Genomic DNA, 24,879 nt, shown 5'->3' on the forward strand with positions numbered 1-24,879 from the left:
ATTATTGCCCCACCGACACGCTCGCCGACAGGCCCGCCACCAGTTCAATCCCCTGCGGCAGCGTGTCGATATGAATGCGTACCGGCACGCGCTGCGCCAGCCGCACCCAGCTAAAGGTAGGCTCGACGTCGGGCAGACCCAGCCCGCCCGTCTCATCATTGCTGTCCCCGATCCCGTGTCCGATGCTCTCCACGTGCCCGGCAATCACAGGCCCGAAGCCCATCAGCGCGACCCGCGCGCGATCCCCAACGCGAATATGGCGCAGTTTGGTCTCCTCAAAGTATCCCACCACCCAGAAGCTGTGGGCATCAACGATGGCGACCTTTGTCTCCCCCGCCGTCGCGTAGTCTCCGGGGCGGAGCCGCAGGTGCGTGACGTACCCCGAGACCGGCGCACGGACGGTGGCGTGCGCCAGATTAAGCTCGGCCAGCGCCAGCGCGGCCTGCGCACCGTGATAGTTGGCCGCCGCGACGTTCGCCGCGCTGCCGGTTTGCTGCAAATCCTCGCTGGAGATGGCGTTTTTAATCAGCGTGCGGCGATGGGCCGCATCCTGGCGCATCAGCATCTCATGGCGTTTCGACTCCAAGTCCGCCTGCGCGCTGGCAACCGCCAGCCTGAGCCAGCGCGGATCGATGGCGTAGAGCACATCGCCCCGGTTCACCCACTGATTGTCCCGCACGGCCACGCTGATGACCGGCCCGGAGACGTCCGGCGCAATCTGCACCACGTCCGCCCGCACGCGGCCGTCTCGGGTCCAGGGCGTTTGGGCATAGTGTTTCCACAGCATAAACGCCAGAAGCGTGGCAGCTGCGGCCGCGCTTAACGTCAACGCATAGCGAGCCAGTAAAGAGAGCAGTGATTTCATGACAATAACCCCAACGCGGTCAGGCCCTGCATCAGCAGGAAAAAGGTGACAATCCAGGTGGAAACGTCCAGCAGCGGGCGAAACGGCAAGCGCCGGTAAAGCCTGCTGAGTGAGAAAAGCGCCACGAGGCCCAGCGTGCAGACCAGCGCCGCGAGGGCGACCGTCAGCAGCCCCGGAATAAAAACGCCGCCGATATTGAGATCGTTAACCATGGTCTGGCTCCCGTAATGCACAGTGCAGATCCACCAGCCTGAAGACAAACTGGCGCGTATGTTCATCTGCCGCAGGCAGGTGCCGCTCGATGATGTCGGCGAGGCATTCGCGCAAGTGGCTGCTGTCTGCGGTTGCTATCTGATGAAAAAGCGCGTCAACCTCCCTGCCGGGCGGTGCGTCACCGCGGCGTAAATGCATAACCGAAAGCCCCAGACGCAGCGCGTGCAGCAGCCGGTCAAGCGCCTGCTCTGGCGCATGTTTGCTGCGCGGCAGGCGCGGCAGCAGCAGGGCGGTGCGGTCCATCATCAGGTTGATCCAGTGCGTTTCATCAACCCGCAGCGTACCCTTCACGCTGCGGCGAGTGTCGCGCTGGCAGATGTTCAGCAGGCGCGCGATGGCGCCATCCGCCTGCACGGTTTGCAGCAGGCTCATGCTCACGACGGCAAAACCGGTGGCGGCAAAGAGCGCAATGGCGGTGTTGGCCGCGACGGCGAAGTCTCCGCTGTAGCGCGCGCCCAGCTCGCACAGAATGGGCAGCGTCAGGGTGATCCCCATCGCCATAAACGTGGTGGGCGGGCGCGCCTGAAGCGACCCGGCCAGCAGATACGCCGGAGCAAGCACCGCCACCAGCACCGGGAAATCGCTCACCTGCGGCAGCAGCGCAAAGCTGTAGAGCAGGCTAATCAGCACGCCCCAAAACGAGCCAACGATGTACTTCACGATGTGCGGTGCCGGGGTGTCGAAGCTGCCAAACAGCGTGCAGCAGACGCCGAGTATCGACATCGCCGTTCCGCCGTCCGGCCATGCTGAGAAGATCCACACCAGGCAGCCGCTCAGGATAATGGCGAAAGCCCCCAGCGCCGTGCGTGCGGCGGTAAGAGGATCGCGGTGGAACACGTAGCCTTTTGCCGCACGGCTTTGTATCTCCCCGAAGACAGGCTTCGCATGGTGGATGGCTCCGGACAGGCGCTCGCACTGATGCAGAAGAGCGATAGCCTCCGAAAGGTAGCGAATAAAACTGACCTGCAGCGCGTCTTCAAACGTCTGCGCCTGCGTGGCATACCGCTCGATGAGAAGCACACAGCGGTGCCGCAGCGCCTCTGCCGTGCTGCTGGGATCATCGCCTTCACCGGCCAGCCAGGCCTGAACGTCCTCCAGCAATGCCTGCACGTCGGCGGGCAGGGTTCCGCTCGCCGGCAGGCGGTCATGTAATTCACAGTTGACGATAACGAGCCGCGCCAGCCGATCGTGAATCGCTTTCCTGGCCTGCCGCACCGGGGCAGACAGGGCAAAATCATAGGGAATATGGTGGCTTATGCCCTGCAGGAACTGCAGCGCCAGGGCCAGATGCAGCGGGCCGGAAGCCGCGTCGGGTTTGCCGGCTAAGGTATCCGCCACTCGCCCGCGCGCGGCCCGTAGCGTCTGGGATAGCTTAGCGTTGAACTGGCCCGATACCCGCGCGGGCAGCACGTAGCGGTGGATCAGCGCCGCGCAGAGAATCCCAATCGCGATCTCCTGCACGCGGACAATAGCGACGCTGAAGATGCCGCCGGGATCGGACACCGCCGGAAAGCCAATCAGGCTCGCGGTGTAGCCCGCCAGCACGAAGGCGTACGCCCGGGGCGTGCGTTCCAGCAGGGAGAGCCACAGGCAGAAGGCGATCCAGCCCGTCAGTACAACGCTGCACAGGATCGGCGTATTCGCGAAGGTGGGGACAATCAGAACGGTCGCGCAGGCCCCGACAACCGTACCGGCCAGCCGGTAGAGGCTTCTGCTGAGCGATGCCCCCACCGACGTCTGCGATACGATGTAAACCGTAATAATCGCCCATGAAGGACGCTCAAGGCCGATCGACAGGGCGAGGTAATACGCGAGCATCGCCGCGGCAAAACTCTTTGCTGCGTAGATAATCGCCCCCGCGTCGTTTCGCAGCACAGGATGAGAGAAAATGTTTTTCATGCCGGGATTATTACCGGCTTGCAGACCCGCTTAAATACTCTATTCTGTCAAAAAATACCTAAAAGTTGCCAGAATCGTGAAGCCTCAACTTGCTCATACGCTGTATGACCCTGACTCTAGCGCCTCGCCTGCCGTGGCGCGTCATCTGGACTTCGTGGACTACGCCGCGGAAGTGCCGGTACACACCCACCGCAAGGGGCAGCTGATTATTGCCCGCTACGGCGCGGTCAGCTGCTATGCGCAAAACGATATCTGGATCGTGCCGCCGGACTGCGCCGTCTGGATCCCGGGCGGGATCCCGCACAGCGCGAAAGCGACATGGAACGCGCACCTGAACTATCTGTTTATTGAGCCCGGCGCGGCGGCGCTGCCGGAGAAGTGTTGCACGCTGGCGATATCGCCGTTGATTAAGGAGCTGGTCGATCGTTTGACGCATGAGGGCGTTGATTATCCTCCCGACGGCCACGTCGCCAGGCTGACCCGGGTGACGCTGGACGAGCTCGCCAGCATGCCGCAGCAGAAGCTGAGCCTGCCGGTCTCAGCCGATCCGAAAATTCGCGCCATGGCCGACGCGCTGGTCAGCCGACCGGAGGACAGAAGCACCCTGAAGGCGTGGGCGAAGCGGCTGGCCCTCAGCGAGCGCTCGTTTGCCCGCCTGATGCAGCGCGAGACCGGGCTGAGCTTCGGGCGATGGCGCCAGCAGTTGCATTTGATTATTGCCCTGCGGGAGCTGGCAAGCGGCGTGCCCGTCCAGAACGTGGCGACAACGCTCGGGTATGAATCCGTGAATGCGTTTATCACCATGTTCAGAAAAGCGATGGGCAGCACGCCCGCGCATTACTTTGCCGAACGGAAAAACAGCGGCCGTTAGCCCGGCCCCTCGCTCCCCGCCGCCAGCAGCGGCACCACCACGTCGCTAATGGGAACCGCAATACCGTGTTTGCGGCCGTAGCGCTGGATGACGCCGTTGCGGATATCCCACTCCATCGGACGATCGGCCTGACGGTCGGCAAGAATCGACGTGCCCAGGTCCTCAGGCGCGCGCTGGAAGTTCGCCAGAATCTCCTGGGCCACAGCATCGTCCAGCTTCGCCCCTTCGGCGCGGGCGACGGCAAGCCCCTCGCGCAGATAGGCCAGCGCAAGCTCGCTGACATCCTCGCGCCTGAACATCCCGGCGCGGCGGTTGGCCAGCACCATCAGCCCGGCAACCGCGTTTTGCAGCAGCTTGCGCCAGGCGACGCTCGCGAAGTCTGCCGAGAGCTCAACCGCGCAGCGCGTATCGCGAAGCGCCTCTACTACCCGCTGCGCCTGCGGCGCGTCCGGCAGCGTCAGGCGGGGTTTGGCGCGCAGCCATACGGAGGCATCCGGCTCGCGCTGCGCAGGGAACCAGACCACCGACGGCAGCACCGTCGCGCCGTTGACCCACGGCTCCAGCTGGGCTTTCTGCTCCACGCCGTTTTGCAGCGCGCAGACCACGGTGTTTTCATCGCACAGCGCGCGCAGCCACCCGGCGCTGTCGGCATTTTGCGTCGTTTTTACCGCCACAAATACCAGATCGACAGGGCTCGTGATGACGGCCGGATCGGTTAATACCGGACCCGGCACCACCGTTTCACCCTCGTCGTAGCGTAAACGCAGCTCAGGATGCGCGGTGCGTCCGCACAGCAGCGGCGTGCGCCCCGCGTCGTGCAGCACTGCGGCAATGGTGGTACCAATTGCACCCGGTCCAAGCAGCGCTATGGTTGGATAGTCAGACATGAGTCACTCCCCTTTTCGCTAAGCCTGCTAACAGTTATACCACCCAGAAAAATGAGCGCCACGTCGTTGTCTATACTCAACACACAACAGACAACGGAGTGCGCCATGCCTTTACCCGATTTCAAATCCTCTGAACCTTTTACCCTCGGCATCGAACTCGAACTGCAGGTGGTTAACCCGCCGGGGTACGATCTCAGCCAGGACTCCTCCGCGCTTATCGCCGCCGTCAAAGACGACATCAAAGGCGGCGAGGTCAAACACGACATCACCGAAAGCATGCTCGAAATCGCCACCGGCGTGTGCCAGAACATCGACCAGGCGGCCGCGCAGTTCTCGGTGATGCAGCAGAGCATCCTGCGCGCCGCGGCGGAGCAGCATATTCAGATCTGCGGCGGCGGGACGCATCCGTTCCAGAAGTGGCAGCGTCAGGAGGTCTGCGACGACGAGCGCTATAACGTCACGCTTGAGCGCTTCGGCTACCTGATTTTGCAGGCAACGGTGTTCGGCCAGCACGTGCACGTCGGCTGTCGGACCGGAGATGACGCCATCTACCTGCTGCACGGCCTGTCGCGCTTTGTCCCGCACTTTATCGCCCTGGCGGCGGCCTCGCCGTACATGCAGGGCACGGACACGAAGTTCTCCTCGTCTCGGCTCAACATTTTTTCAGGGTTTCCGGATAACGGCCAGATGCCGTGGGTCAATAGCTGGCAGGAGTTCGAGGGGCTGTTCCGCCGCCTGAGTTCGACCAGCATGATCGACAGCATTAAAGATCTGCACTGGGACATTCGCCCCAGCCCGCACTTTGGCACCGTGGAGGTGCGAGTGATGGATACGCCGCTGACGCTCGGCCACGCGATTAACATCGCCGGACTGATTCAGGCGACGTCCCACTGGCTGCTGACCACACGGCCCTATAAGCATCAGGAGAAGGATTTCCTGCTGTATCGCTTTAACCGTTTTCAGGCGTGTCGTTATGGGCTGGAGGGGATCCTGACGGACGTGCACACCGGCGAGCACAAGACCGTGGCGGAAGACATTGCCTGGCTGCTGGAGCAGGTTGCGCCGTCGGCCGAGAAGCTCGGCGCGACGAGCGCAGTCAATGAAATTGCCCTGCTGTTAAAGCAGGGCAAGAGCGAGGCGCAGCGCATGCGGGAGTTTATCGCCGACGGCGGCTCGCTTATTTCTCTGGTTCAGAAGCACTGCGAGCTGTGGGCGACGAGTCCGTAAGGCCGTGGCCCCACTCGCGCAGGCGCTGGAACAGCACGAACAGCGCGGGGATGAAGATAATCCCCACCACCGTGGCCACCAGCATGCCGCTGAACACCGTGGTGCCGATGATGCGGCGGCTCTGGGCTCCCGCCCCGGTCGCCAGCATCATGGGCAATACGCCGATAATGAACGACACGGCGGTCATCATCACCGCGCGGAAGCGGCGCGAGGCCCCTTCGCGCGCGGCATCGACAATCGCCATCCCGTCCATGCGCCGCGCGCGGGCAAACTCCACGATCAGGATCGCGTTCTTGGCGGCGAGGGCTATCAATAGCACCAGACCTATCTGCACGTACACGTCGTTGGCGTATCCCGCCAACCACAGCCAGACCAGCGCCCCGCCGATGGCGAACAGCACCGAGAGCATCACGCTCGCCGGGAGCGTCCAGCTCTCGTACTGGGCGACGAGGAATAGCCACGCCATGACCACCGCCGCCAGCACGATCCACATCGCCTGGTTGCCGGTCTGCTGCTCCTGATACGACATGCCGCTCCAGGCATAGTCGTACCCGGCTGGCAGGTTTTCCGCCAGAATCTCGCCCATCACCGCCATCGCGGTGCTGCTGCTCACTCCCTCCGCCGCCGAGCCGCTCACCGACACGGACGGGAACTGATTGTACTGTTGCAGGAACGGCGCGCCGACGGTCGGCGTAATAGTGACGAGGTTGCTCAGGCGCACCCGTTCGCCGCTGTTGCTGCGCACGAACAGTTCGCTAATCTGCTCGGCGCGCTCGCGCCACTGCATCTCGTTCTGCATCACCACGTGGTAGACGCGGTTGTTGACGCTGAAATCCCCGGCGCGCGTGCCGCCAAAGGCGGTTTGCAGGCTGCTGAAGATGCGCGACACCGGCACGTCGAGACGGGCGGCGCGCTCGCGGTCAACGGTCAGCGTCAGCTGCGGCACGTTGCTGCTCCAGGTGGTGAACACGCGGCTCAGCTGCGGGTGCTGATTGGCTTTCGCCAGCACCTCACGCGTCACGCGCTCAAGCTCCGCCGGGCTCTGCCCCGCCTGCGCCTGAATGCGCAGGTCGAAGCCGGAGGCGTTGCCCAGCCCCGGCAGCGTCGGCGGCGCGAAGGTCATGATGGTCGCTTCCGGCAGGGCCAGCAGCTGGCGCTGCAGGGTGCCCATCACCTCATCCAGCGGCGGCCGCTCGCTCCAGTCCTTCAGCATGATGGAGATAAACCCGCCGTTGGAGGCGCTGGTGCCGTTGAGAATGTTAAACCCGGAGACCTGAATCACGTCCTCCACCGCCGGGTTTTTGGCGATTAATTCGCGCGCCGTAGCCATCACCGCCTCGGTGCGCTCCAGCGAGGCCGCTTCCGGCAGCTGAACGCTGGCGAAGAAGTAGCCCTGATCCTCCTGCGGCAGGAAGCCTTTTGGCATCGACGTAAAGCTGAACGCCACTACGGCCGCAGCGCCTGCGGTGGCCAGCAGCGCCAGCCACGGGCGCAGGTTGAACACAGTCACGATGCGGGTGTAGAAACCACGCGTGGCGTCCAGCCCCCGGTTGAATCCGCGGAAAATCGCCGCGGGCTGTGCCGGACGCGGACGAAGCAGCATCGCGCACAGTGCGGGCGTCAGGGTTAACGCCACGAGGCTTGAGAGCGTGACGGCCGTCGAGAGCGTCACCGCAAACTGGCGGTACAGCTCGCCAACAATCCCCGGCAGCAGCGCCACCGGCACAAACACCGCCAGCAGCACCAGCGTCGTCGCAATCACCGGCCCGGCAATCTGGCGCAGCGCCAGCGCGGTCGCCGCCGTACGGCTCTGCCCTTCCGCCATCAGCGTTTCGACGCTCTCCACCACCACGATGGCGTCATCCACCACCATGGTCAGCGCCAGAATAATGGCGAACAGGCTGAGGGTGTTGGCGGAGTAGCCCAGCGTGTAGAGCACCGCAAAGGTGCCCACCAGCGACACCGGAATGGCGAGCGCGACAATCAGCGTCGCGCGCCAGCTTTGCAGAAACAGGGAAACGACCACCACAACCGCCAACATCGTCAGCGCCAGCGAGACGCCGATCTCTTTGATCGTCGCCGCGACAAAGGTGGTGGTGTCGAATTTCACCTCGTACGTCAGGTCGTCCGGGAAGCGCGTCGAGAGGCGCTCCAGCTCCGCGCGCACCGCGTCGGCCACGCGCAGGGCGTTGGCGGACGGGGTCGGGTAGATGCCGAGGTAGGCGGAGTCGTGCCCGTTCAGCTGCGCGCCGGAGCTGTAGCTGCGCGAGCCAAGCTCGATGGTGGCGACGTCCTTCAGGCGCACCAGCTGGCCCATTTCACCCGCGCGGATGATGATGTCGGCAAAGTCTTCGGCCTGGCTTAAGCGCCCCAGCCCGTTGATGGTCAGGGTCTGCTGCTGGCCGTTAAACACCGGCGGCGTGCCGACCTGGCCCGCCGCGCCCTGCACGTTCTGCTCGCGCAGCGCCTGCGCCACGTCGTCGGTCGTGACGTTCAGGGCGTTCATGCGGTCCGGACGCAGCCAGATGCGCATGCTGTAATCGCGCGCGCCGAACATCTGCACCTGTCCGACGCCCGGCAGGCGAGACAGCGCCTCGCGCACCTGGGTGCTGGCGTAGTTGCTGACGAACAGCGGCGTGTGGGTGTTATTAGGTGAGTAAAGACTTACCCCCATCATCAGGTTGGTGGCCCGCTTGCGTACCTGCACGCCGTTTTGCTGCGCCTCGGCGGGCAGCTGCGCCACGGCCTGCGCCACGCGGTTTTGCACGTCGATGGCGGCGAGGTCCGGGTCGGTGCCCGCCGCAAAGGTGATGTTAAGGCTGTAGGTGCCTTCGTCCGAACTGGTGGACTCCATGTAGAGCATGTGGTCCACGCCGTTCAGCTGGGTCTCCAGCGGTGCGGCGATGGCCTCCGCCACGTCAGCCGAGCTGGCACCCGGCCATGACGCTGACACATTCACGACCGGCGGCGTGATCTGCGGGTACTGCTCTACCGGAATAATCCTCAGCGCGATGGCTCCGAGCAGGGTGATGACCAGCGCAATCACCATCGCAAAGCGCGGGCGTTTGATGAAAAACGTCAGCATGATGGCTCCTTAATTCAGTATCTGGACGGCAGCGCCGGGCTGCACGCGCTGCGCGCCGTCAGTAATCGCTCGCTCACCGGGCTTCACGCCGGAGGTGATCTGGAACTGCTGGCCAATCTGGCCGGCGATCTTCAGCGGGCGCATTTCGGCTTTGCCGTCGGCGTTAATCACCCAGGCAAAGAACCCGTCGCCGTTCTGCTGGACCGCTGCGGCGGGCAGCGTAAGCACCGCCTTCTCGCTCATCGGGCGCAAAGTCACATTCACATTGCCGCCGGGCAGAAGCTGATGGCTAGGGTTGGCGAACTCGGCGCGCAGCATCACGCTGGCGGTACGCGGGTCGATGCGGTTGTCCACGGACGTCAGCTCGCCGCTGACGCGCTGACCGTTGCTGTCGATCAGCGCCTGCCAGGCCTGCTTCATGGCGCTGATATCCGCATGCTGTCCGACCTTAGCGGCAAACGCGCCCTCTTCCAGCGCAAAGGCGATGCGGATGGGGTCGAGCTGCACCACCTCGACCAGCACGCCGCTCGCCGGGTTAACCAGGCTGCCCGCGTGGAACCGGCTGTGCCCCACGCGCCCGTCGATCGGCGAGGTGATGCGGGTGTAGCTCAGAGTGACGTTGCGGGTTTCGAGCCGGGCTTTCGCCTGCTCCAGCGCGGCGCGGGCGACGTCCCGCTGCATGCGGGCGTTGTCCACGTCGTGACGGCTGATGGCGTTGCTGCTGCCCAGGCTTTCAAAGCGCGAAAGCTGCTGCTGTGCCTGACGCAGCGTGGCGTCGGCGCTGTTCACTTCGGCCTGCGCCAGACGCAGGGCGGCGCGCGGCTCGGCGTCGTCGAGCTCAAACAGCACGTCGCCTTTTTTCACGTACTGCCCGTCGCGGAAGTTGATTTTCGTGATCACGCCTTCCGTGCGGGCGCGCAGCTCAACGGTGTGAATCGCTTCGATACGACCCGGGATCTGACGCTCGGCGGCGTGGGCGGTCTGCTCCACGGCGGCGACGCGGACGGGAATGGCGGCGGCAAATGCGGGTTGCAGGGTGCTGGCGAGGAGCGCGAACAGGAGTGGGAATTTCATGGGAGTACCTCAGATGTGTTCCCCTCACCCCGACCCTCTCCCGCGAGGAGAGGGAGGTCTGAGTTCCCTCTCCCTGTGGGAGAGGGTTAGGGTGAGGGCAAAAAGTTATGCAGCCTTACGGAACCTGCGCGTCAGTCGCTTCTCGATTTCCACGACGAAGAACATCGCGCCCGCCACCGCCAGAGTGACAAACCAGTAGCGCAGCGGTAGCGCTTCGGTGCCGAACAGCATCTGCATAAACGGCAGGTAGATAATCGCCGCCTGAAGCAGGAACAGCACGCCCGTCACCAGCCAGATACCTTTGTTTGCCAGCAGGCCGCGGTTCAGGGAGAACCCTTCGGTGTTGCGGCAGTTAATCATGTACACCCACTGGGCGCAGACCAGCATCTGCAGCAGCACGGTGCGGATGAACTCCGCGCTGTGGCCGCGCGGGGCCAGCCAGGCTTCCAGCGCAAAGGCGGCGATGGCAATCATGGTGCCGACGAAGGCCACGCGCCAGACGGCGTAGGCGTCCATCACGTGCTGCCCGGTCTGGCGCGGCGGACGGCGCATGATGTTGCGCTCGGCGGCTTCAAAGGCCAGGCCGAAGGAGAGCGTGGCGGAGGTTGCCATGTTCATCCACAAAATCAGCACCGGCGTCAGCGGAATGATATTTCCCGCCAGCAGCGCAATCACAATCAGCAGCCCCTGCGCGAGGTTGGTCGGCATGATGAACAGGATGGTCTTCTTCAGGTTGTCGTAAACGCGACGCCCCTCTTTCACCGCGCTGGCGATGGTGGCGAAGTTATCGTCCGTCAGGACCATGTCCGCCGCCTCTTTGGTCACTTCCGTGCCTTTGATGCCCATCGCGATGCCCACGTCAGCCTGACGCAGCGCCGGGGCATCGTTCACGCCGTCACCGGTCATGCCGACGATTTCACCTTTATCCTGCAGCGCTTTCACCAGGCGCAGCTTATGCTCCGGGCTGGTGCGGGCGAAGATGTCATACTTCACCGCCGCGTCCGCCAGCTCGGCGTCGTCCATCTTCTCCAGCTGGTAGCCGGTCACCGCCTGCTCGCTGTTGGTGATCCCCAGCATCTGGCCGATGCTCATCGCCGTCTGCGGGTGATCCCCGGTGATCATCTTCACGCGGATCCCCGCCTGCTGGCAGGCGTTAATTGCGTCAATCGCTTCCGGACGCGGCGGATCCATCATCCCGGCGATGCCGAGGAAGATCAGGCCGTGGCTCAGGTCGTCGTGCGTTAATGCCTGCTCGCCGCTGGCCGGCTTGAACGCCGCCGCGACCATGCGCAGCCCCTGACGCGCATAGCGCTCCATTTCAGCTTCCCAGTACGCGTGGTTAAAGGCTTCCGCGCCGTTACGGGTCTGCTGCTGCGCGCACAGGGCGAAAATGACGTCCGGCGCGCCGGTGATCAGGATCTGCTCCTCACCGTCAATCTGATAGTGGGTGCTCATGTACTTGTACTGCGAGTCGAACGGGATCTTATTAACCAGGGTGGTCATAACCGGCTCAAGGCTGGCCTTCGCCGCCAGCACCTTCAGCGCCCCCTCGGTTGGCCCACCGGTGATGCCCCACAGACCGCGCTCGTCCTGAATCAGCTGGCTGTCGTTACACAGGTCGATGGTGCGCAGGTACTGCTCCAGCACGGTGCCCGGCTGGATCTGCACCGGCTCGTCGCTGCCTTCAAGGTAAATGTTGCCCACCGGCTCGTAGCTGTTGCCGTCCACGCGGTAGCAGGCGTCGGCGGTGATGATGGCCTTAACCGTCATCTCGTTCATGGTCAGGGTGCCGGTTTTATCCGAGCAAACCACGGTCATCGCGCCAAGGGTTTCAACCGTCGGCAGCTTGCGGATAATCGCCCGCTTGCGCGCCATCGCCTGCACGCCCAGGGAGAGGATGATGGAGATAATCGCCGGCAGACCTTCCGGTACGGAGGCCACCGCCAGGCTAATCAGGGAGAGCAGCAGCTCGCCCATCGGGATCTCGCGGAACGCCAGGCTGAAGATAAACAGCGCGGCCATCATGGCGAGGATAATGGCGAAGATCGCTTTGCCGAGCTTATCCATCTGCACCAGCAGCGGCGTGCGGTGCTTTTCAATGCCCGCCATCATCTGGTTGATGTGACCGAGTTCCGTATCCTTACCGGTCGCGGTGACCACGCCAACGCCGCCCCCCGCGCTCACGGTGGTTCCGGAGAAGACCATGTTGGTGCGGTCGCCCAGCGGCAATTCTCCGCTCAGCGGGCCGGTGTGTTTATCCACAACGGTGGATTCACCGGTCAGAATCGCCTCTTCCACGCGTAAATTATGCGCCTCGATTAAACGCATATCCGCCGGAATACGATCCCCTGCGCGTAATACAATAATATCGCCCGGGACTATTTCAGTTGTGGGTATAGTTTCGTGACTGCCGTTACGAATAACGCGCGCGTCGCTGGAGAGCATATTTCGAATACTCTTCAGGGATTTTTCCGCGTTACTTTCCTGAACATGGCCAATTAAGGCATTAATCACCGCCACGCCCAAAATAACCAGCGTATCAACCCAGTGGCCCATTATTGCCGTTAATACGGCGGCGGCCAGCAGGACATAAATCAGGACATCATTAAAATGGGCCAAAAAACGCAGCCAGGCGGGTTTACCTTTTTTCTCCGGCAGCGCGTTCGGCCCCACTTTTTGCAGACGCGCCTGCGCCTCTGCGCGGTCCAGGCCGCTGGCCTGGCTCTGCGCGTGAGCGAGCACCTGCTCTACGGTCTGCTGGTATGCCAGCCCGCCGGAAGGCGGCACGTTTGGGGATAATTTTTTTTCGGTCATCGTATTTTTCCTTCAATATCCGGTGAACAGAAGCCTGAATTCCTTTCGGGCTTAAATAAATTCATTTTAAAGTCTTGCGGGTAAAATTGATCTACCGCAATATAATGACTTCTCGGTTATTCAAAACTGATTAAAACTATTTCGATGGCCTGATTTTTACAAAATATGTCTAAACCAACACTAAACGAGGGGAAACCATGATGGGTATTTATCGCGGGCGTCGACTGGTGTTATACGTTATCGCGGCCATTGTTATTGCCACGTTAATTGGATATAGCACCTATACGTTTGTAAAATTATTTTCCTGATACAGACGTTTATTTACATTAGGCGATAATAATCTTATCGCTTCTGGAGAATTATTCTTTTTCTGTTATTTATTCACAGAATAGCGCGTTCGTTTTATTCAAAAAACGTCCGCCGGGTTGATATTGCTTTACGTTCCGGGATGCCGGACAATGACATTTTTAACTGACGATTAACATTACGATGAAACACCCGTTAGAATCGCTGCTCACGGCAGGCGGCATTTTATTGCTGGCCCTGCTATCGTGCCTGCTGCTCCCTGCGCCCTCGCTTGGGCTGGTGCTGGCCCAGAAGCTGGTTCAGACCTTTCATATGGTCGACCTTAACCAGCTCTACACCATTCTGTTCTGCGTGTGGTTTTTACTGCTCGGGGCGATCGAATTCTTCGTGTTGCGTTTCGTCTGGCGCCGCTGGTTTTCACTGGCGTCGTAAGCCAAAAAAAGCCGGGTGGCGGTTGCGCCGACCCGGCTTGCGTTTGCGTTCAATGCGTCCGACTGTGGTTCTCTTTACGGTACGCGCCTGGCGGCTGGTTGAACGTACGGGTGAAGATGCGGGTAAACGTCTGCTGCGAGTCAAACCCGTAACGCAGGCAAATCTCATACACGCGCTCGTCCGACTCACGCAGATCGCGCGCCGCCAGCAGCAGCTTGCGTTCACGGATGTAGCGTCCCAGACTCTCCCCCTTGTACTGCATAAACAACCGCTGCAGGTGCCATTTCGAGTAACCCGCGTGGCGGGCAATCTCTTCTATACGTAATGGCTGATGCAGGTTGTCGTCGATCCATTCGACGATAGTGTCGATGACTTGAGCGGAAATGGTCATACTGCTCTCCCCCTCTGCTTCTTGCTTAAACATTATTCCCACCACGCGCGAAACGTTTGGGTGGTGTCACTCACCCGGACGGGCTCGCCCAGCTCCGGCGTCAGCAGCCGATAATTTTTGTCCTTGCTCGCTTTGGCCAGCTGGATCAGCGGGTCGTTCCAGGCGTGTTTCGCCAGCACGAAGCGTCCGTTATGTCCGGGCACCACGGCTTTCGCGCGAAGATCCGCCGACGCCTGCGCCGTTTCCTCCGGCAGCATGTGGATGTACTTCCAGTCCTGGTCGTACTGGCCGTTTTCCATAATGGCCAGGTCAACCTCGCCAAACTGCTCACCGATGGCCTTAAAGTGCGGGCCGTAACCGGAATCGCCGCTGTAGTAAACCTTCTGCTCAGGCGTGACGAACATAAAGCTGCCCCACAGGGTTCGATCGCGTTTGATACCGCGCCCCGAGAAGTGACGCGCCGGCAGAACATGCACCGTCAGTTCATCGCTGACGCGCACCGACTGGTTCCAGTCGCGCTCGTCGATAATGTCGGGGTTCATCCCCCAGTAGCGCAGGTGGGATCCCACGCCCAGCGGCGTCACCACTCGCTTCACCTTCGGCAGCAGCGCCCTGATGGTGGCGTAATCCAGATGATCGTAGTGATCGTGCGAGATAATCAGCAGGTCGATCTCCGGCATGCTTTCAGCGCGCCACGGATACTCGCCGGCGAAGGCTTTATTGAGGAATGAGAACGGTGCGGCATAGTTGCCGAGCACCGGGTCAATCAGGATGCGTTTGCCCGCAAGCTGCAGATACCACGAGGAGTGGCCGAGCCACACCAGAGTGTCCTGCTCCAGCGGCAGGCTAGCGAGATCGGTTTTCACCAGCGGCAGCGGCCGGGCCGGACGTGCGTTTTCGGTTTTTTTGGTCAGAAACTCCCACGTCGCAACCAGCATATTTTTGTCACCGTTATAGCCCGGCGTCGGCAGCGTATTATGGAATTTCCCCTCGCGGTACTGCGGGGAGGCTTCCACTTCGGTGAGCTGCTCGCCCTGCGGCGGCTGGCCAAATCCGGCATTCAGAACACAGGGTAAAGTTGCAGCTGAAGCAATAATCATGATTAACACCACGCAGATGAAGAGAGGTTTTTTCATATCCTGACCCGAAAACGCGCCCCATCCGATAGTTTGCGCGGGGTAAACTTGATTATGAGTGAGTAAGCACTCATTATAGATATGATGATAAAGTCGTCAAGACGTTTTCGATCTTTGACATTCCGCGTTGCAGCGTGTCAAAGCACGTGTTTCAATCGGGGTTTTTACAATTGACAGGAGGAAAAATTTAGTGGCACGTCCGAAGAGTGAAGATAAAAAACAGGCCTTACTGGAAGCCGCAACGGTGGCGTTTGCACAGTCAGGTATTGCCGCCTCAACGGCGTTAATTGCCCGTAACGCGGGCGTCGCCGAAGGCACCCTGTTTCGCTACTTTGCTACGAAAGACGATCTGCTGAATGCCCTCTACCTGCACCTGAAGCAGGATCTCTGCCAGGCGATGCTGTCCAACCTGGATCGCAGCCTTACCACGCCGAAAGAGCACACGCGAAACATCTGGAACAGCTACGTTGACTGGGGGATCAAAAACCCTCTCGCGCACGCCGCGATTCGCCAGCTTGGCGTCAGCGAGAAGATCAACGCCGAGACGGAACAGGCCGTGAAAGAGATGTTCCCCGAGCTGCATGAACTCTGCCGCCGCTCGGTGCGTCAGGTGTTTATGTCAGATGAATTTAAAACATTCGGCGATGCGCTTTTCTTATCGCTGGCCGAAACCACGATGGAATTTGCTACCCGCGATCCTTCCCGCGCCGTTGATTTTAAAGCGCTCGGATTTGATGTGATGTGGCGCGGTCTTGCCTATGAGGACGCCAATGGAGAGTAAAGCCTTACAGGAGCACGCCATGCGCGTGGCGCTGGAGCTGCCGTTCACCGAACACTGCTGGCCGTTTGGGCCGGAATATGACGTGTTTAAAGTGGGCGGAAAAATTTTTATGCTGATGGCCACCGTCCACGGACGCCCCCACGTCAGCCTGAAGTCCGATCCGGAAAAATCGCTGTTAAACCAGCAGATTTATCGTGGCGTTGAACCGGGCTATCACCTGAACAAAAAACACTGGATTTCCCTTTACGGCACTGACGACGTAACGCCGGAACTGGTGACCGACCTTATCAACGACTCATGGAATCTGGTGGTGGATAAGCTGCCAAAAAAAGACCAGAAGTGGATCCGGCCGGCCTGATTGTTCGTCTGAGCCGAACAGAGTAAACGCTCGAATTGCACTTATCTTTTTCCGCGTCCCGCTGTAATCTGCTCACCTTTCTCGCCCGCACGCGGGCGAATTTCATCACCAGGAGTTGTTATGGATATCATTTCTGTCGCCCTGAAACGCCACTCCACCAAGGCGTTCGACCCAGCTAAAAAACTGACCGCTGAAGAAGCGGAAAAAATCAAAACCCTGCTGCAGTACAGCCCGTCGAGCACCAACTCCCAGCCGTGGCACTTTATCGTGGCCAGCACCGAGGAAGGAAAAGCGCGCGTGGCGAAATCTGCCGCGGGCACCTATGTGTTCAACGAACGCAAAATGCTGGATGCTTCTCACGTGGTGGTGTTCTGCGCGAAAACCGCGATGGATGACGCCTGGCTGGAGCGCGTCGTGGACCAGGAAGAGGCGGATGGCCGTTTCAACACGCCAGAAGCCAAAGCCGCCAACAATAAAGGCCGCCACTTCTTCGCCGACATGCACCGCGTGGATCTGAAAGATGACGATCAGTGGATGGCGAAGCAGGTTTACCTGAACGTCGGCAATTTCCTGCTGGGCGTTGGCGCACTGGGTCTGGACGCGGTACCGATTGAAGGTTTCGACGCCGCGATCCTCGACGAAGAGTTTGGCCTGAAAGAGAAAGGCTTCACCAGCCTGGTGGTGGTGCCGGTTGGGCACCACAGCGTGGAAGATTTCAACGCCACGCTGCCGAAATCCCGCCTGCCGCTGAGCACGATTGTGACCGAGTGCTGATCCCTTCTGGCACGCTGGGTTCCGGCGTGCCTGTTTTCAATAAAGCGTAATCTGCGGATGCTTCACCCCACACACCAGCGCGTAGCGCGTTAACGTATCAAGGCTCGCCCGGGTAATATTCGCTTCCATTCTTGATACCGTGGGTGCGCTGACGCCCATCCGCTCCGCCACCTGTGCGCGCGTCAGACCAGCATGGTCGCGCCATTGCGCCAGCATCTCCCGCAGGCGTTCCTTGCGCTCTTCTGCATCAAAAGAAGCCTGCACCTCAGAATTATTTAACAGCTCTGCTCTGAGTTCATCCCAGTCAATAATCTTTTTGCTCATCCAACATCTCCTGTTGTCGTTTCAATGCCAGACGGAGTTCAGCAGAGGGCGTTTTTTGCGTTTTCTTGATAAATACCCGCAGCAGAAAAATTGTCTTTTCCCGCTGATAAACGTAGATCCCACGAGTGTGGATCAGCCCGACGGTTCTGATTTCAAACAAACCATAGGGTAAGGGTTTGCTGTCAGGTTCTCTCAGAGACTGTCGGGTTAGTGCGTAATTTATCATGCTGTCGAATCAGCTTCGCCTGTACCCCAGCAGGCAGTGAGAGAATTTCTTCCCTGACCGCCTCATGAACAATAAGTCTGAACACGGTTTTTCATCCCTGATGATATTAGCATATAAGGCAATTTGCATTAAAGGCTAATTTAGCCTTTAGTGTCTCACCTTACCCGCTTTAAACAGGCAGAACCGGATCCGCGTTGATTCCCTGAAACCGTCTCGCAAAAAACTTATTTCCCCTGCTCCGCCAGCCACGCCATCGCCCGCTCCCCCGCCTCATCCACCGGCAGATAAACCAGCAGCCGCGACCCGTTTCGCGGCGCGGAGTACCAGTACATCTGCTGCAGCGTAAAATCCCCCAGCTCGGGATGGGTAAACAGCTTGAGCTGGTTCTCCACGCCGCGCACGTCGTTGCGCTGGTGCCACAGGGTTTTAAACTCTTCCGACACCGCAAAGAAGCGCGCCAGCTTGGCCTCCCACAGCGGGTCGCCCCGGTGTTCGGCCATCGCCGCCCGGAAGTAAGAGACAAATATCGGCAGCACGTCGTCGCGCCTGCCGAGACGCGCGCGCCACGCGGGGTGGGTGAGAAACAGATAAATACAGTTGCGGTCTTCCGGCGGGATTTCATTGAAATCGACGCCCATCAGATGCCCGAAGCTGTCGTTCCACGCCACGATGTCGAAGTTCGGTTTCTGGATGCTGGCCGGTTTCGGCATCAGCGTATCCAGCAGGCGGCGCGTGCCTTCGCTGATACCCTCGCAGCAGACCGCCTGCGGCGCTTCACCCGGCGGCAATCCGGCCAACACAAACAGGTGTCGGGCCTCGGTTGGGGTGCATTGCAAGGCTTTCGCCACGGCCGCCATCACTGCGCTCGACGGGTTGACGTCCCTGCCCTGCTCAAGCCAGGTATACCAGGTCACGCCCACGTCTGCGAGCATCGCCACCTCTTCCCGGCGCAGGCCCGGCGTGCGGCGCCGACCGCTGCGCGGCAGGCCAAGACGCTGGGGATCGAGGCTTTCACGCCGCGCGCGCAAAAAAGCACCCAGCTGTTTTCGGGTGTCGTCCTGACGTGAGGCAACCGGTTCAGACATCAAGGCCATAAATCCCCCTGCATGGTAGTGCCAGTACCAGTATAAGCAAGAACTGGTACCCGTTTATCAGATGGTTGATGCTACGACCATCTGTTGAATGACGCAATGGAGTTACCATGAATACGTCAGTTGTTTCACCGGGTCGCGCTGGCCTGATATTGCTGTTAACCGGCCAGATGCTGCCGATGATTGATACCTCAATCACCAACGTGGCGCTGGACGCTATCACCCATTCACTGCACGCTACCGCCACCGAGCTGGAGCTGATCGTCGCCCTCTACGGCGTCGCCTTTGCCGTCTGCCTCGCCCTCGGCAGCAAGCTCGGGGATAATTTTGGCCGTCGTCGTCTGTTTATGTGGGGCGTGGGGATCTTTGGCCTGACCTCTCTGCTGTGCGGAATGGCGGGCAACATCGAACAACTGCTGGCCGCGCGCATCGTTCAGGGCGCAGGAGCCGCGCTAATCATGCCGCAAATTCTTGCCACGCTGCACGTGACGCTGAAAGGCACCGCCCACGCGAAAGCCATTAGCCTGTTTGGCGGCATCGGCGGGATTGCGTTTATCGTCGGCCAGATGGGCGGCGGCTGGCTGGTGTCGGCGGATATCGCCGGGCTGGGCTGGCGTAACGCCTTCTTTATTAACGTGCCGATTTGTCTGGTGGTGCTGGCGCTGAGCCGCCGTTTCGTACCGGAAACCCGTCGCGAGACGCCGTCCCGCATCGACTGGGCAGGCACCGTGATGCTGGCCATCATGCTTTGCTGCCTGCTGTTCCCGATGGCGCTTGGCCCACAGTGGCACTGGTCCTGGCCGCTGAAGGCGATGCTTCTCGCCCTAATCCCACTGGCCTGGCTGATGGCGCTAAATGCGCGCAAAAAAGAGCGTAATAATGCCCACCCGCTGATCCCGCCGCGCCTGCTTGCGCTTCGCAGCGTTCGCTTTGGCGTACTGATTGCGATGCTATTTTTCAGCGTCTGGTCCGGGTTTATGTTTTGCATGGCGCTCACCATGCAGAGCGGTCTGGGGATGGCGCCGTGGCAGTCCGGGAACAGCTTTATTGCGCTGGGCGTGACCTACTTTATTTCCGCGTGGTTCGCGCCGCGTCTGATTGCCCGCTACAGCACCAGCACCATACTGCTGACGGGTCTGGCGATCCAGATTATCGGACTGCTGGCGCTGATGGCGACGTTCCGGCTGTGGGGTATGAACAACACCGCGCTGACGCTGGCACCCGCCACCGGGCTGGTGGGCTACGGGCAGGCGCTGATCGTGAACAGCTTCTACCGCATCGGCATGCGCGATATTCAGCCTGACGACGCCGGGGCCGCGAGCGCCATTCTCAGCACGCTGCAGCAGGCTGCGTTGGGGCTGGGTCCGGCCATTTTTGGCGCGATTTTGCTGCACGCGCTGCAACACCATCACGGGGATTACACCCAGGCGGTTAACGTCTTCCTGACGGTGGAAACGGTGATGATGGTGGTGCTGGCGCTGGCGACGCTGCGCATGCGCCATCGCCTGTGCCTGCCGGTAGTGAAGGTCTGTCAGGCCGCCAAATAAGTCCGTGAATTTGCATAATAGATCCGCAGCCGCCATTATGGGGCTGCATCAATACAGGAGACGTTATGCAGGAATTAATTGCTCAGGTTGAAGAGTTAGGCATTGAAATTAATCACACCACCTCTTTAGTGATTATCTTTGGTATTATTTTTCTTACCGCCATTATCGTTCATTTTATTCTGCACAAAGTGGTGCTGCGAGCTTTCGAAAAACGCGCGCAGGCCAGCAGCCATTTATGGCTGCAGATCATTACCCAGAATAAATTATTTCACCGTCTGGCCTTTACCCTTCAGGGGATAATCGTTAACGTTCAGGCGGTACTGTGGCTGCAAAAAGGCAGCGAAGCGGCGGAAATTCTCACCACCTGCGCGAAGCTGTGGGTCATGGTGTATGCCCTGCTTTCCTTCTTCTCGCTGCTGGACGTGATTTTCAATCTGTCGCAGAAAATGGCGACCGCGTCGCAGCTGCCGCTGAAGGGGATCTTCCAGGGCATTAAGCTGGTGAGCGCGATACTGGTGGGGATTTTGATTATCTCCCTGCTGATCGGCCAGTCTCCGGCGATTCTGATAAGCGGCCTGGGTGCCATGGCGGCGGTATTAATGCTGGTCTTCAAAGACCCGATACTGGGGCTTGTGGCCGGTATTCAGCTCTCCGCCAACGATATGCTCAAGCTTGGCGACTGGCTGGAGATGCCAAAATACGGCGCCAACGGCACGGTGACGGACATCGGCCTGACCACCGTCAAAGTGCGCAATTTCGACAACACCATTACCACCATCCCGACGTGGGCGCTGGTCTCCGACGCCTTTATCAACTGGAGCGGGATGTCTGCCTCCGGCGGGCGACGCATTAAGCGCAGCCTGAATATCGATACCACCAGCATTCATTTTCTCGACGAGCAGGAGCAGCAGAAGCTGATTCAGGCGAAGCTGCTGAAGCCCTATCTGGCCGCGCGACATGAGGAAATAAACCTGTGGAATCAGCAGAACGGCGAAGGCGAATCGGTATTAAACCTGCGCAAGATGACCAATATTGGTACCTTCCGCGCCTACCTGAATGAATATCTGCGCAACCACCCGCGTATTCGTAAAGATATGACGCTAATGGTGCGCCAGCTCGCTCCTGACGCGAATGGTTTACCGATTGAAATATATGCCTTCACCAATACGGTTGTCTGGGCGGAATATGAGGAGATTCAGGCGGACATCTTCGACCATATTTTTGCGGTAGTGGATGAATTTGGTCTGCGCATTCACCAGTCGCCGACCGGGAACGATATTCGCGCCCTTGCGGGCGCTGTCGCCAGATAATCAGGCGCTGGCGCGGGAAATAAAGCGCCAGTCCATCATCACTCTTTCCGTGGGCGCATCCGGGTTGTCGATCTTATTTAAGAGCAGATCGACCGCCTTGCGCCCGATATCCCGCGACGGCTGCTCAATGGTGGTCAGCGAAATCATGTCCGCCAGCTCGGTGCCGTCAAAACCGACAACCGCGATATCCTCCGGCACGCGCAGTCCCGCCTGCTGAATGGCGCGTAAGGCCCCCGCTGCCAGCGTGTCGGAAACGGCAAATACCGCGTCCGGCGGGTTTTCCTTCAGCAGATTTTGCATGGCGGCCATTCCGGCGCGGGAGCTGAGATCGCTCGCGTACTCCACCGCCTGATACGCCAGGTCTTTAAGGTGGATCACGCTTTTGTAGCCGCGCTCGCGCAGGCGGGCATATTTATAGCTGAGGTCGTGGTTGATCATCGCGATACGCGTATGGCCGCTCTCGGCCAGCTGGCTGACGGCATGCTGGGAGGCATCGACGTCGTTAATCCCCACGCAGGAAACCGTACCGGCGTCGGCGTATTCGGCGCACTGCACCCACGGGGCAGAACCTATCAACGTTGCCAGTTCCGGCAGCTTCGAAAAGGCGTCCATGGTGATAATGCCGTCGACGATTTTGCCGGAGAGCAGGCTTAAGCCCGAGCGGGAGCGTTCGATATCAGAGCCAGAGTTGCACAGCAGAATGCGGTAGCCGTTTTTCTCAGCCTCTTCTTCGATGCCCTTCACCACCTCGGCGCAGAACGGGTTGGCAATGTTCGAGACCATCACCAGGATCATGTAGCTGCGGGCGGTACGAAGCTGGCGCGCCAGCAGATTGGGCTGATAGTTGCTCTCCTGGATCGCCTGCAGGACGCGCTCGCGATTTTTCGCCTTCACGGTGTCGCTGTTGTTGAGCACACGGGAAACCGTCGCCACGGAGACCCCGGCCAGCTGAGCGATTTTCTGAATTGACATAGCGACGACACATCCTGCGGTTAGCGTTTTGTGCAGGCTACCATAAATTCGCTGCCCGGCGAACCGGGCAACGCGTCATTGCGCCACGCAAACCCAGCGCTGCTGCTGATGGCTTTTTACTATTGCATCAATGATATACATCACGTTCGCGCCATCGTGGAAGGTGGCAAACGCGGGCCGATCCGGCATTGCGCCCGCCTGCACGGCACGGTAGAACTGCGCCATCATGTTTTTAAAGGCGTCCGGCCAGCCTTCAATATGCCCGCCGGGAAAATGGGCGCTGTCGGCCACGTCAGGGTTCATCAGGCTCGGGTCGTCGGTGAGCGTCTGGTTTGCCTGCGCGCGATGGCCAATCCACAGCTGCTGCGGGTTCTCCTGATCCCACGCCACCGACCGCTCGCTGCCGTTGATCTCAAACGCCAGGCGGTTTTTGCGCCCGGCGCTCACCTGCGAGACGCTAAAGCTGCCTTTGCTGCCGTCGTCAAAGCGAAACAGCACCGAGCCGAAGTCTTCCGTGGTGACCGGTTTGTCCTCATAGCGGGCGTGTTCGTCATGCACGAAGGTCTGATTTCCGGCCACGTTAGCCTTGCGCGTCGGCCAGACGATAGCGAGGTCGGCCATCACCTCGGTGATGCGGCGGCCGGTGACAAACTGCACCGTGTCGCACCAGTGGGAGCCGATATCCGCCACCGCGCGCGATGCACCGCCCAGCGCGGCATCCACGCGCCAGTTATAGTCGGTTTCCAGCAGCATCCAGTCCTGCAGATAACTGCCGTGCGCGGCAAACACCCGTCCAACGCTACCCGCGCGCAGCATGCTCGCGGCCTGTCGCACCATCGCAAACTGGCGATAGACAAAGCTCACGCCGTGCACCACGCCCGCCCGCTCTGCCAGCGCCACCAGCTCGCGCGCCTCGTCCGGAGTCATGCACAGCGGCTTCTCGGAAAAAACGTGCTTTCCCGCGCGCAGGATCTGGCGGTTAATCTCCGCATGCAGGTGGTTCGGCGTGCAGTTGTGCACCACGTGCAGATCGGGATGTGCGAGTAACGCATCCACGCTGCCATAGGCGTGCGGGACGTTAAGCCGACGCGCTTTTTCCTGCGCCTGCGCCAGCGTGCTGTCGCACAGCGCGACGACCTGGACAAAACCCAACCGCCTGAGCGCCTCGATATGCGCCGGGCCGATAAACCCGCTGCCGATAATTCCGACGTTAATCATGGCTGCCTCCTGCCGCGAAATCATCAAACGCGCGCCCGGAGACCGGGATAATGTGGCGACGGATAAACGCGCTGCCCTCACTCGCGCCGGTATCACCGTCCTTCAGGCAGCACTCCCACTCCAGTACCGCCCAGCCGTCGTAGTCGTACTGGGTCAGTTTGCTGAAAATGCCCTTGAAGTCGATCTGCCCATCGCCCAGCGAACGGAAGCGACCGGCACGGTTGATCCACGGCTGATAGCCGCCGTACACGCCGCTCCGTCCGCTCGCACGGTATTCGGCGTCCTTCACGTGGAATGCTTTGATGCGAGCGTGATAGATGTCGATAAAGGCCAGATAGTCCATCTGCTGCAGCAACATATGGCTCGGGTCGTAGAGAATGTTGCAGCGCGGGTGGTTATCCACCAGCGCCAGAAAACGCTCAAACGTCACCCCATCGTGCAGATCTTCCCCCGGATGCAGCTCAAAACAGACGTCTACGCCCTGTTCACCGAAGGTATCCAGAATCGGCCGCCAGCGGGCTGCCAGCTCCACGAATGCTTCCTGAAAACGCTGCTCGTTATGCGGCGGCCACGGATAGAAAAACGGCCATGCCAGCGAGCCTGAGAACGTTGCGTGCGCTTTCAGGCCCAATCTGGCGGAAGCGATCGCCGCCTGCTTCAGCTTCTGCGTGGCCCACGCCCGGCGGGCCGTATCGTTACCGCGCACTGACGCGGGCGCGAAATGGTCAAACGCGTCGCTGTAAGCCGGGTTTACCGCCACAAGCTGCCCTTCAAGATGGGTAGACAGCTCGCTGATGACAAGCCCCTGTGCGGCCAGCTTAGCGGTGACTTCATCGCAGTAATCCTGGCTCTCTGCGGCTTTCTCTACATCAAAAATGTGCGGATGATTGCAGGGGATCTGCACCGCTTTATAGCCCTTATCTGCCGCCCACCCCGCAAGGCCGTCGAGCGAGTTAAACGGAGCCTCTTCGCCAATAAACTGCGACAGAAAAATACCGGGTCCTTTCATCGTTCTCAT

Annotated in this window: 22 protein-coding genes and 1 pseudogene; 8 read left to right on the forward strand and 15 right to left on the reverse strand. The window is 60.3% G+C overall.

What is annotated here, in order from left to right:
* Position 1: 1 nt before the first annotated feature.
* The 3 genes from ABR39_RS12400 to ABR39_RS12410 are packed head-to-tail and all read right to left on the reverse strand — an operon-like array spanning position 2 to position 3,037.
* Positions 2-865 (reverse strand): efflux RND transporter periplasmic adaptor subunit, encoded by an 864-nt coding sequence (locus ABR39_RS12400; RefSeq protein WP_047347184.1) that lies wholly within the window; start codon positions 863-865, stop codon positions 2-4.
* Entirely contained in the window at positions 862-1,077 is a 216-nt protein-coding gene (locus ABR39_RS12405) for a DUF1656 domain-containing protein (protein ID WP_047347185.1), read from the reverse strand. Before ABR39_RS12405 ends, ABR39_RS12400 begins: the two co-directional genes overlap by 4 nt.
* Positions 1,070-3,037 carry an FUSC family protein gene (locus ABR39_RS12410; RefSeq protein WP_047347186.1) on the reverse strand — a complete coding sequence of 656 codons (1,968 nt, stop codon included), beginning with the start codon at positions 3,035-3,037 and terminating at the stop codon, positions 1,070-1,072. The genes ABR39_RS12405 and ABR39_RS12410 overlap by 8 nt, the downstream gene beginning before the upstream one ends.
* 76 nt (positions 3,038-3,113) lie before the next feature.
* Between ABR39_RS12410 and ABR39_RS12415 the strand changes: the two genes are divergently transcribed.
* Positions 3,114-3,908, forward strand: a complete 795-nt coding sequence (locus tag ABR39_RS12415; RefSeq protein WP_047347187.1) for an AraC family transcriptional regulator — start codon at positions 3,114-3,116, stop codon at positions 3,906-3,908.
* On the opposite strand, the gene ABR39_RS12420 is transcribed toward ABR39_RS12415, so the two are convergent.
* Positions 3,905-4,795, reverse strand: a complete 891-nt coding sequence (locus ABR39_RS12420) for an oxidoreductase (RefSeq protein ID WP_047347188.1) — start codon at positions 4,793-4,795, stop codon at positions 3,905-3,907. The two genes, ABR39_RS12415 and ABR39_RS12420, sit on opposite strands and share 4 nt — an antisense overlap.
* A 105-nt stretch (positions 4,796-4,900) precedes the next feature.
* Here ABR39_RS12420 and ABR39_RS12425 point away from each other — a divergent pair, with 105 nt between their 5' ends.
* Positions 4,901-6,022, forward strand: a complete 1,122-nt coding sequence (locus ABR39_RS12425) for a YbdK family carboxylate-amine ligase (protein ID WP_047347189.1) — start codon at positions 4,901-4,903, stop codon at positions 6,020-6,022.
* Here the strand turns inward: ABR39_RS12425 and ABR39_RS12430 are convergent.
* From ABR39_RS12430 to ABR39_RS12440, 3 genes are all read right to left on the reverse strand, one after another.
* Positions 5,973-9,107: an efflux RND transporter permease subunit gene (locus tag ABR39_RS12430; RefSeq protein WP_047347190.1), complete on the reverse strand. Its 3,135-nt coding sequence runs from the start codon at positions 9,105-9,107 to the stop codon at positions 5,973-5,975. The genes ABR39_RS12425 and ABR39_RS12430 overlap by 50 nt on opposite strands.
* Before the next feature lie 9 nt (positions 9,108-9,116).
* On the reverse strand, positions 9,117-10,181 hold the full coding sequence (locus ABR39_RS12435; protein ID WP_047347191.1) for an efflux RND transporter periplasmic adaptor subunit: 1,065 nt from the start codon (positions 10,179-10,181) through the stop codon (positions 9,117-9,119).
* 105 nt (positions 10,182-10,286) lie between these two features.
* Entirely contained in the window at positions 10,287-12,995 is a 2,709-nt protein-coding gene (locus tag ABR39_RS12440) for a cation-transporting P-type ATPase (protein ID WP_047347192.1), read from the reverse strand.
* 489 nt (positions 12,996-13,484) lie between these two features.
* Between ABR39_RS12440 and ABR39_RS12445 the strand changes: the two genes are divergently transcribed.
* Entirely contained in the window at positions 13,485-13,733 is a 249-nt protein-coding gene (locus ABR39_RS12445) for a DUF1158 domain-containing protein (protein ID WP_013097677.1), read from the forward strand.
* Between the two features lie 49 nt (positions 13,734-13,782).
* On the opposite strand, the gene ABR39_RS12450 is transcribed toward ABR39_RS12445, so the two are convergent.
* Both ABR39_RS12450 and ABR39_RS12455 read right to left on the reverse strand, forming a co-directional pair.
* The gene (locus tag ABR39_RS12450; protein WP_047347388.1) at positions 13,783-14,124 is read right to left on the reverse strand and encodes a RamA family antibiotic efflux transcriptional regulator; all 342 of its coding nucleotides are present in this window, start codon (positions 14,122-14,124) and stop codon (positions 13,783-13,785) included.
* Between the two features lie 32 nt (positions 14,125-14,156).
* Positions 14,157-15,260: an MBL fold metallo-hydrolase gene (locus ABR39_RS12455; RefSeq protein WP_047347193.1), complete on the reverse strand. Its 1,104-nt coding sequence runs from the start codon at positions 15,258-15,260 to the stop codon at positions 14,157-14,159.
* A 190-nt stretch (positions 15,261-15,450) separates the two neighbouring features.
* Between ABR39_RS12455 and ABR39_RS12460 the strand changes: the two genes are divergently transcribed.
* The 3 genes from ABR39_RS12460 to nfsB all read left to right on the forward strand — a co-directional run bounded on the left by ABR39_RS12460 (position 15,451) and on the right by nfsB (position 17,173).
* Positions 15,451-16,041 (forward strand): TetR/AcrR family transcriptional regulator, encoded by a 591-nt coding sequence (locus tag ABR39_RS12460; protein WP_047347194.1) that lies wholly within the window; start codon positions 15,451-15,453, stop codon positions 16,039-16,041.
* A complete protein-coding gene (locus ABR39_RS12465; protein WP_047347195.1) occupies positions 16,031-16,399 on the forward strand; it encodes an MmcQ/YjbR family DNA-binding protein in 369 nt (122 codons plus the stop codon). Before ABR39_RS12460 ends, ABR39_RS12465 begins: the two co-directional genes overlap by 11 nt.
* 120 nt (positions 16,400-16,519) lie before the next feature.
* Complete coding sequence (nfsB, locus tag ABR39_RS12470; RefSeq protein WP_047347196.1) at positions 16,520-17,173, forward strand: oxygen-insensitive NAD(P)H nitroreductase; 654 nt, start codon at positions 16,520-16,522, stop codon at positions 17,171-17,173.
* Positions 17,174-17,209: 36 nt separating this feature from the next.
* Here nfsB and ABR39_RS12475 read toward each other — a convergent pair whose 3' ends face one another.
* The 3 genes and pseudogenes from ABR39_RS12475 to ABR39_RS12485 all read right to left on the reverse strand — a co-directional run bounded on the left by ABR39_RS12475 (position 17,210) and on the right by ABR39_RS12485 (position 18,817).
* Positions 17,210-17,497: a helix-turn-helix domain-containing protein gene (locus tag ABR39_RS12475; protein WP_047347197.1), complete on the reverse strand. Its 288-nt coding sequence runs from the start codon at positions 17,495-17,497 to the stop codon at positions 17,210-17,212.
* Positions 17,478-17,808, reverse strand: a pseudogene (locus tag ABR39_RS12480) (type II toxin-antitoxin system RelE/ParE family toxin). Before ABR39_RS12480 ends, ABR39_RS12475 begins: the two are co-directional and overlap by 20 nt.
* A 139-nt stretch (positions 17,809-17,947) precedes the next feature.
* Positions 17,948-18,817 (reverse strand): helix-turn-helix transcriptional regulator, encoded by an 870-nt coding sequence (locus tag ABR39_RS12485; RefSeq protein ID WP_047347198.1) that lies wholly within the window; start codon positions 18,815-18,817, stop codon positions 17,948-17,950.
* A 107-nt stretch (positions 18,818-18,924) separates the two neighbouring features.
* Between ABR39_RS12485 and ABR39_RS12490 the strand changes: the two genes are divergently transcribed.
* Entirely contained in the window at positions 18,925-20,361 is a 1,437-nt protein-coding gene (locus ABR39_RS12490) for an MFS transporter (protein WP_047347199.1), read from the forward strand.
* Positions 20,362-20,426: 65 nt separating this feature from the next.
* Positions 20,427-21,671, forward strand: coding sequence for a mechanosensitive ion channel family protein (locus ABR39_RS12495; protein WP_047347200.1), 1,245 nt, complete (start codon positions 20,427-20,429; stop codon positions 21,669-21,671).
* Here ABR39_RS12495 and ABR39_RS12500 read toward each other — a convergent pair whose 3' ends face one another.
* The 3 genes from ABR39_RS12500 to ABR39_RS12510 form a co-directional block, all read right to left on the reverse strand.
* Positions 21,672-22,643 (reverse strand): LacI family DNA-binding transcriptional regulator, encoded by a 972-nt coding sequence (locus ABR39_RS12500; RefSeq protein ID WP_047347201.1) that lies wholly within the window; start codon positions 22,641-22,643, stop codon positions 21,672-21,674.
* A gap of 75 nt (positions 22,644-22,718) precedes the next feature.
* Positions 22,719-23,861 carry a Gfo/Idh/MocA family protein gene (locus ABR39_RS12505; RefSeq protein ID WP_047347202.1) on the reverse strand — a complete coding sequence of 381 codons (1,143 nt, stop codon included), beginning with the start codon at positions 23,859-23,861 and terminating at the stop codon, positions 22,719-22,721.
* Entirely contained in the window at positions 23,854-24,879 is a 1,026-nt protein-coding gene (locus ABR39_RS12510; RefSeq protein WP_047347203.1) for a sugar phosphate isomerase/epimerase family protein, read from the reverse strand. Before ABR39_RS12510 ends, ABR39_RS12505 begins: the two co-directional genes overlap by 8 nt.

This window comes from Enterobacter genomosp. O (assembly GCF_001022965.1).
Lineage (GTDB): Bacteria > Pseudomonadota > Gammaproteobacteria > Enterobacterales > Enterobacteriaceae > Enterobacter > Enterobacter cloacae_L.